Source organism: Comamonas denitrificans (genome assembly GCF_042654745.1).
GTDB lineage: Bacteria > Pseudomonadota > Gammaproteobacteria > Burkholderiales > Burkholderiaceae_C > Comamonas > Comamonas denitrificans.
In genome coordinates, this window is sequence record NZ_JBHSEY010000018.1 from 1 (window position 1) to 4443 (window position 4443).

Sequence of the window (4443 nt, forward strand, 5' to 3'; positions counted from 1 at the left end):
CTAACTGTGCAGTCAAGCCGACCCGCCTTCGGCGGGCGGCTTACTTTCGTTCGTTAGTCCCTTCATATTTCGCTTTATGCAGGCCGGCATTTATTCCAGCGTTTCGCCTTTCCCAGAGGTTTCTCCTTTGGGGTTTTGGCGCTCTGCCTGGCTTCGCCTGCATTCGCTGCGCTGGTTTCAAGCTTTTTTGACCTCCAGCGCTTGTGTAGCAAGCGCTACCAGCTATCATTCTTGTAGCGCTGCGCCCCTTCCGTGGCGCAGCGCTTTTTCATGGGCCGCGCACGTCTTCAAGGCTGGGCGCCCCCTTTTGGCCTTCGGGTCTAACTCTGCGCTCAAGCGGACTGGCTTTCAGCCAGCCGCTTACCTTGGCCGTTAGTCCATGGAGATTTATTGATGAGCACTATTAATGTCAAATGTTCATGTGGTAGCGATAAATTTGAAATGCCACAAAATCCGCAGGCGAACGACAAAATTAAATGTGCAAGATGTGGTGCTACAGGCAAATATGGTGATGCTATGAAGGCTGCAAAATCTGCAATTGAAAAGCAATTAAAAGATGCCTTTAAAAAAGCAGGCTTCAAGTAATTTTTGCTCTAACCCGGCGCTCAAGCCGACCCGCCTTCGGCGGTCGGCTTAGCTTGTTCGTTAGTCCCATCACCCGCTCTATGCGCGCACCCACCTGTTCCAGCGCTCCGCCCTGTTCCAAAGGCTTTCTAGCCTTTTGGGCCTCCAGCGCTTGTGCAGCAAGCGCCACCAGCTATCCTTCTTGCAGCGCTGCGCCGCTTCCGTGGCCCAGCGCTTTTTCATGGGCCGCGCACGTCTTCAACGCTGGGCGCTCCCTTTTGGCCTTCGGGTCTAACTCTGCGCTCAAGCGGACTGGCTTTCAGCCAGCCGCTTACCTTGGCCGTTAGTCCCATCACCCGTTTCATGCGCGCACCCACCTGTTCCAGCGCTCCGCCCTGTTCCAAAGGCTTATCTGCCTTTTGGGCCTCCAGCGCTTGTGCAGCAAGCGCCACCAGCTATCATTTTTGCAGCGCTGCGCCGCTTCCGTGGCCCAGCGCTTTTTCTTGGGCCGCGCCCTTCTTCAAGGCAGGGCGTTCCCTTTTGGCCTTCGGGTCTAACTCTGCGGTCAAGCGGACCCGCATTCTGCGGGCCGCTTACCTTGGCCGTTAGCATTTTTAAAGGCTTGGAGGTATGGGTACACATTGAAGTCAGCATCGTGATCTCGTTTGGGTTGGAAATCTTCGCTTCTGTCTTTGTCTTTGGCTTTGTTATGGAGGTATTTATGAAAAACTCAATCGCTTTCTTTACTTCGGTATTTGCATGTGTTTGGTGCGGAATTGCGTTCCTGCGGAGCTCTGGTGAGAAAAAATTCCAACCTGAACGAGAGATTAGTGCTGTATGAATATGTGTGCTTACCAAGAGAGAACGCAGGAGGTTCAATCCCTCCTCTCCGCACCATTTTTCGCGTACCGCAAGTGCGCTAACCCGGCAGTCAAGCCGATCCGCCTACGGCGGCCGGCTTACTTTGTTCGTTAGTCCCATCACCCGCTTTATGCGCGCAGCCACTTATTTCAGCGCTCGGCCCTGTTCCAAAGGCTTTCAAGCCTTTTTGGCCTCCAGCACTTGTGCAGCAAGCGCCACCAGCTATCCTTCTTGCAGCGCTGCGCCGCTTCCGTGGCCCAGCGCTTTTTCGTGGGCTGCGCACGTCTTCAAGGCTGGGCGCACCCTTTTGGCCTTCGGGTCTAACTCTGCGCTCAAGCGGACTGGCTTTCAGCCAGCCGCTTATCTTGGCCGTTAGTCCCATCACCCGTTTCATGCGCGCAGCCACCTGTTCCAGCGCTCCGCCCTGTTCCAAAGGCTTTGAAGCCTTTTGGGCCTCCAGCGCTTGTGCAGCAAGCGCCACGAGCTATCATTTTTGCAGCGCTGCGCCGCTTCCGTGGCCCAGCGCTTTTTCGTGGGCTGCGCCCGTCTTCAAGTCCGGGCGCTCCCTGTTGGCCTTCGGGTCTAACTCTGCGGTCAAGCGGACCCGCATTCTGCGGGCCGCTTACCTTGGCCGTTAGTCACTTCATATTCCGCTTTATGCAGGCCAGCATTTACTCCAGCGGTTCGCCTTTCTCACAGGTTTCTCCTTTGAGGTTTCGGCGCTGCGCCGGGCTTCGCCTGCATTCGCCGCGCAAGTTTCAAGCCTTTTTGGCCTCTAGCCCTTGTTCAGCAAGCGCTGCCAGCTATCATTCTTGCAGCGTTGCGCCGCTCCCGAGGCCCAGCGCTTTTTCCTGGGCCGCACCCGTCTTTAAGTTTGGGCGCTCCCTTCTGGCCTTCGGGTCTAACTATTCGTCGCAGCCGACCGCCTACGGCGGCGGCTGAACTCAGGGCGTTAGCATGAAAAATTAATCACTATGGCAATAACAACTGAGAAAGATCTTGGCGAAGCGCTTAAAAAAGAACAGGACACCATCGAAATTGAAGGTGACCTTCAGAAGAAGGTCCTGAGAATCAAAGCTACAGGCACGGTTGCTTGGGCTATTGCTATTGGGGCAATTGGTATCGCCGTAATTGTTGTTCTCGGCACTGGTGGTGCAGGCGCACCAGTAAGCGGTGTTGTTGGCGTTGGTGCCGTTTCTGTGCTCGGGCTTCCTGCAGCAGTTTCTGCAGTCAGCATCGCAGTGGCAGCCGGTGGAGTGGGGGCGCTGAACTCCTTGCGCAACTACAAAATCGTCTCCAATAGTGGAGGTAAGCTTGTTTTATCTCGCACCTAATATTGCTTCTAACCCGGCGCTCAAGCCGACCCGCATACTGCGGGCGGCTTATCTTGTTCGTTAGATAGTTCAAACCAAAAAATTTCACAATTTTAATCCATGAAACACCTTATTACATTTCTGGTATTTATGCAATTTAATATTGCATTCGCTCAAAATTTAGCGCAACCAACGCCTGATGCCATAATTTCACTATCAATGATACACGTATGCATAGTTGATAGAGATTCAAAACAATGTGAGATGCTCCAAGTTGTTTTTAATAGGCAACGCGATGTTGATAGCGGCGAACAGTCAGAAATAGAACCAGAAATTACAAGTGAGACAAGGAAAGCTTTAATAGAAATGAAAGCGGAAAGAAAAAATTTAATGGAAACCATGGAGTTTGAGAACAAGATAAAACTTAGCAGAATGTACAGAGCGCTTGATCAAGCAGTAGAAAATATTTGCAAAGTTAAACCAAACTCCAATTCATGCGATCACTTGCTTGCAGCATTTATCAATCAAACAAAAATAGAACTAGGAGAATCACTCAACCCGCCTGCCGAAATACCAACAAATGTAAAAAAAGATCTTCGAAAATTCATCTTAAAAAAACAGCCAAATCTCAATGAATCATCTCAAATTATCATCGAGGCCATGATGTTATGGGAACTCAGGGGATCAAATAATTAAAATTTGTATGATAATGGATAATATATGAAATACTTAGTAAAATATCAATACACGAATTTAGATGCGCCATCTGATGTTGAGTTTGAAATTGAAACAACTGAAATACCCGACATTACAAATAAATATTTTATTGATGCAGCAAGAAAAGACTCTGTGAAAAATATCAAAAGTGGATTATTTTCAATAAAACTCACCTCGATTAAACTAATTTCAGAAAAATAAGACCATTATATTGAAGTACATTGACCCTGTAACTATAAACGCTTGCAAAACAAAGTAATATTTTTCAATTAGTTGTCTAAGTATTTTTTAGATCTAACTATTCGTCGCAGCCGACCGCCTACGGCGGCGGCTGAACTCAGGGCGTTAGTCCCTTCATATTCCGCGTCATGCAGGCCGCCATTAACTCCAGCGCTTCGCCTTTCTCCAAGGTTTCTCCTTGGGGGTTTTGGCGCTCTGCGGGGCTTCGCCTGCGTTCGCTTCGGCAGGTTCAAGCCTTTTTGGCCTCTGGCGCCCGTTTATCCAGCGCCACCTGCTATCTTTCTTGCAGCGCTGCGCCGCTTCCGTGGCCCAGCGCTTTTGCGTGGGTTGTGCCCGTCTTCAAGTCAGGGCGCCCCTTTTTGGCCTTCGGGTCTAACTCTGCGCTCAAGCGGACTGGCTTTCAGCCAGCCGCTTACCTTGGCCGTTAGTCCCTTCATATTCCGCTTTATGCAGGCCAACATTTATTCCAGCGCTTCGCTTTTCCCAAAGGTTTCTCCTTTGGGGTTTTTGCGCTGCGCCGGGCTTCGCCTGTCTGCACTGCGCAAGTTTCAAGCCTTTTTGGCCTCCAGCGCTTGTGCAGTGAGCGCCACCAGCTATCATTCTTGCAGCGCTGCGCCGCTTCCGTGGCCCAGCGCTTTTTCATGGGCCGCACCCGTCTTTAAGTTTGGGCGCTCCCTTCTGGCCTTCGGGTCTAACTCTGCGCTCAAGCGGACTGGCTTTCAGCCAGCCGCTTACCTTGGCCGTTAGT

Annotated in this window: 13 protein-coding genes; all 13 read left to right on the forward strand. The window is 51.0% G+C overall.

Annotated features, from left to right (window positions below):
* Positions 1 to 76: 76 nt before the first annotated feature.
* The 13 genes from ACFO24_RS05560 (at position 77) to ACFO24_RS05620 (ending at position 4442) form a co-directional block, all read left to right on the forward strand.
* Complete coding sequence (locus ACFO24_RS05560; protein ID WP_377737322.1) at positions 77 to 376, forward strand: DUF1010 domain-containing protein; 300 nt, start codon at positions 77 to 79, stop codon at positions 374 to 376.
* A 17-nt stretch (positions 377 to 393) separates the two neighbouring features.
* Positions 394 to 585, forward strand: coding sequence for an ECs_2282 family putative zinc-binding protein (locus tag ACFO24_RS05565; protein ID WP_377737323.1), 192 nt, complete (start codon positions 394 to 396; stop codon positions 583 to 585).
* 80 nt (positions 586 to 665) lie between these two features.
* Positions 666 to 911 carry a DUF1010 domain-containing protein gene (locus tag ACFO24_RS05570; protein ID WP_377737325.1) on the forward strand — a complete coding sequence of 82 codons (246 nt, stop codon included), beginning with the start codon at positions 666 to 668 and terminating at the stop codon, positions 909 to 911.
* 16 nt (positions 912 to 927) lie between these two features.
* Entirely contained in the window at positions 928 to 1173 is a 246-nt protein-coding gene (locus ACFO24_RS05575; RefSeq protein ID WP_377737327.1) for a DUF1010 domain-containing protein, read from the forward strand.
* A 382-nt stretch (positions 1174 to 1555) separates the two neighbouring features.
* A complete protein-coding gene (locus tag ACFO24_RS05580; RefSeq protein ID WP_377737328.1) occupies positions 1556 to 1801 on the forward strand; it encodes a DUF1010 domain-containing protein in 246 nt (81 codons plus the stop codon).
* Between the two features lie 16 nt (positions 1802 to 1817).
* The gene (locus ACFO24_RS05585) at positions 1818 to 2063 is read left to right on the forward strand and encodes a DUF1010 domain-containing protein (RefSeq protein WP_084002007.1); all 246 of its coding nucleotides are present in this window, start codon (positions 1818 to 1820) and stop codon (positions 2061 to 2063) included.
* Between the two features lie 19 nt (positions 2064 to 2082).
* A complete protein-coding gene (locus tag ACFO24_RS05590; RefSeq protein ID WP_172208100.1) occupies positions 2083 to 2367 on the forward strand; it encodes a DUF1010 domain-containing protein in 285 nt (94 codons plus the stop codon).
* A 32-nt stretch (positions 2368 to 2399) separates the two neighbouring features.
* A complete protein-coding gene (locus ACFO24_RS05595) occupies positions 2400 to 2759 on the forward strand; it encodes a hypothetical protein (protein WP_377737330.1) in 360 nt (119 codons plus the stop codon).
* A complete protein-coding gene (locus ACFO24_RS05600) occupies positions 2728 to 2823 on the forward strand; it encodes a DUF1010 domain-containing protein (RefSeq protein WP_377737331.1) in 96 nt (31 codons plus the stop codon). The genes ACFO24_RS05595 and ACFO24_RS05600 overlap by 32 nt, the downstream gene beginning before the upstream one ends.
* Positions 2824 to 2858: 35 nt before the next feature.
* Positions 2859 to 3434 carry a hypothetical protein gene (locus ACFO24_RS05605; protein ID WP_377737332.1) on the forward strand — a complete coding sequence of 192 codons (576 nt, stop codon included), beginning with the start codon at positions 2859 to 2861 and terminating at the stop codon, positions 3432 to 3434.
* Between the two features lie 24 nt (positions 3435 to 3458).
* Positions 3459 to 3656 (forward strand): hypothetical protein, encoded by a 198-nt coding sequence (locus ACFO24_RS05610; protein ID WP_146031517.1) that lies wholly within the window; start codon positions 3459 to 3461, stop codon positions 3654 to 3656.
* Between the two features lie 167 nt (positions 3657 to 3823).
* The gene (locus ACFO24_RS05615) at positions 3824 to 4123 is read left to right on the forward strand and encodes a DUF1010 domain-containing protein (RefSeq protein WP_142081020.1); all 300 of its coding nucleotides are present in this window, start codon (positions 3824 to 3826) and stop codon (positions 4121 to 4123) included.
* A 19-nt stretch (positions 4124 to 4142) separates the two neighbouring features.
* Positions 4143 to 4442 carry a DUF1010 domain-containing protein gene (locus ACFO24_RS05620; protein ID WP_377737334.1) on the forward strand — a complete coding sequence of 100 codons (300 nt, stop codon included), beginning with the start codon at positions 4143 to 4145 and terminating at the stop codon, positions 4440 to 4442.
* The last annotated feature ends 1 nt before the right edge of the window (position 4443 follow it).

What these genes read in the sequence shown, in the direction of transcription:
- ACFO24_RS05560 (WP_377737322.1), top strand. Translation starts at nt 77, where the DNA reads ATGCAGGCCGGCATTTATTCCAGCGTTTCGCCTTTCCCAGAGGTTTCT.
- ACFO24_RS05565 (WP_377737323.1), top strand. Translation starts at nt 394, where the DNA reads ATGAGCACTATTAATGTCAAATGTTCATGTGGTAGCGATAAATTTGAA.
- ACFO24_RS05570 (WP_377737325.1), top strand. Translation starts at nt 666, where the DNA reads ATGCGCGCACCCACCTGTTCCAGCGCTCCGCCCTGTTCCAAAGGCTTT.
- ACFO24_RS05575 (WP_377737327.1), top strand. Translation starts at nt 928, where the DNA reads ATGCGCGCACCCACCTGTTCCAGCGCTCCGCCCTGTTCCAAAGGCTTA.
- ACFO24_RS05580 (WP_377737328.1), top strand. Translation starts at nt 1,556, where the DNA reads ATGCGCGCAGCCACTTATTTCAGCGCTCGGCCCTGTTCCAAAGGCTTT.
- ACFO24_RS05585 (WP_084002007.1), top strand. Translation starts at nt 1,818, where the DNA reads ATGCGCGCAGCCACCTGTTCCAGCGCTCCGCCCTGTTCCAAAGGCTTT.
- ACFO24_RS05590 (WP_172208100.1), top strand. Translation starts at nt 2,083, where the DNA reads ATGCAGGCCAGCATTTACTCCAGCGGTTCGCCTTTCTCACAGGTTTCT.
- ACFO24_RS05595 (WP_377737330.1), top strand. Translation starts at nt 2,400, where the DNA reads ATGGCAATAACAACTGAGAAAGATCTTGGCGAAGCGCTTAAAAAAGAA.
- ACFO24_RS05605 (WP_377737332.1), top strand. Translation starts at nt 2,859, where the DNA reads ATGAAACACCTTATTACATTTCTGGTATTTATGCAATTTAATATTGCA.
- ACFO24_RS05610 (WP_146031517.1), top strand. Translation starts at nt 3,459, where the DNA reads ATGAAATACTTAGTAAAATATCAATACACGAATTTAGATGCGCCATCT.
- ACFO24_RS05615 (WP_142081020.1), top strand. Translation starts at nt 3,824, where the DNA reads ATGCAGGCCGCCATTAACTCCAGCGCTTCGCCTTTCTCCAAGGTTTCT.
- ACFO24_RS05620 (WP_377737334.1), top strand. Translation starts at nt 4,143, where the DNA reads ATGCAGGCCAACATTTATTCCAGCGCTTCGCTTTTCCCAAAGGTTTCT.